This window comes from Streptomyces synnematoformans (assembly GCF_039531005.1).
In the GTDB taxonomy this organism is placed as follows: Bacteria; Actinomycetota; Actinomycetes; order Streptomycetales; family Streptomycetaceae; genus Streptomyces; species Streptomyces synnematoformans.
Window position 1 is genome coordinate 1 of record NZ_BAAAPF010000681.1, and the last position, 1,199, is coordinate 1,199.

Annotated in this window: 1 protein-coding gene; it reads right to left on the bottom strand. The window is 76.6% G+C overall.

The genetic code is table 11. The features are described from left to right. Positions 1-94: 94 nt before the first annotated feature. Positions 95-904 carry an indole-3-glycerol phosphate synthase TrpC gene (gene trpC, locus ABD317_RS37090; RefSeq protein WP_344296499.1) on the bottom strand — a complete coding sequence of 270 codons (810 nt, stop codon included), beginning with the start codon at positions 902-904 and terminating at the stop codon, positions 95-97. Positions 905-1,199: the final 295 nt, after the last annotated feature.

Sequence of the window (1,199 nt, forward strand, 5' to 3'; positions counted from 1 at the left end):
GCTGGGGGGACACCGGGGGCCACGGCACGCCGACCGCCGGCCGCGGCGGCCCCCCGGGGCGGGGGCGGGTGGTCCGGGGGCGGGGGCACGGGGGTCAGCCCCGTCCGTGGCGCAGCGCGGGCTGGGCGTCGGCGGCGACGAGGTCGGCGACGGCGGCGCGCGGCTCCTTGCCGGTGACCAGGGACTCGCCGACGAGCACGGCGTCGGCGCCGTCGTTCGCGTACGCGATGAGGTCGTGCGGGCCGCGCACGCCGGACTCGGCGATCTTGACGATGCGGTCGGGGATCTCCGGTGCGACCCGGCCGAAGTTGCCGCGGTCGACCTCCAGCGTCTTGAGGTTGCGCGCGTTCACGCCGATGATCTTCGCCCCGGCGGCCACCGCGCGCTCGGTCTCCTCCTCGTCGTGCACCTCGACCAGCGGCGTGAGCCCGATGGACTCGGCCCGCTCCACCAGCGAGACCAGCGCCTCCTGGTCCAGCGCGGCGACGATGAGCAGCACCATGTCGGCGCCGTACGCCCGCGCCTCCCACAGCTGGTACGACGAGACGACGAAGTCCTTGCGCAGCACCGGCAGGTCGACCTTGGCCCGTACGGCCTCCAGGTCGGCCAGCGAGCCGCCGAAGCGGCGCTGCTCGGTCAGCACGCTGATGACGGCGGCCCCGCCGGCCTCGTAGTCCGCGGCGAGCGCGGCCGGGTCGGCGATGGCCGCGAGCGCGCCCTTGGAGGGGCTGGAGCGCTTGACCTCGCAGACGACGGTGACGCTGTCGCCGCGCAGCGCAGCCACCCCGTCGCGCGCCTCGGGGGCCCTCGCCGCGCGCTCCTTCAGCTCGTCGAGCCCGACGCGGGCCTGCCGCTCGGCGAGGTCCTCGCGCACGCCGTCAATGATCTCGTCGAGCACACTCACGCGAGCGGACCCCTTTCTGCTGGCGCCGGTCCGGCTCCGGCGCCGGGCGCCGGCCGCCGGCGGGCGGCTGTTCGGGCATCTGCGATGCTATCCGGCACCGGGCGGAAGCCCCGAATCCGGACCTTCTCCATCCCATCAGTCGGACGCCGTCCCCGCTACGGGGCGAGGGCCGCGCCGAACGGCAGGTTCCGCACCAGCGTAAACGCCGCGACCAGGGCGAACAGCGCCACCCCCGGCCGGGGCACGCGGACCGGGGACCGGGCCGCCGGGCGGCGCGCCGGCCGCGTTGCGGGGC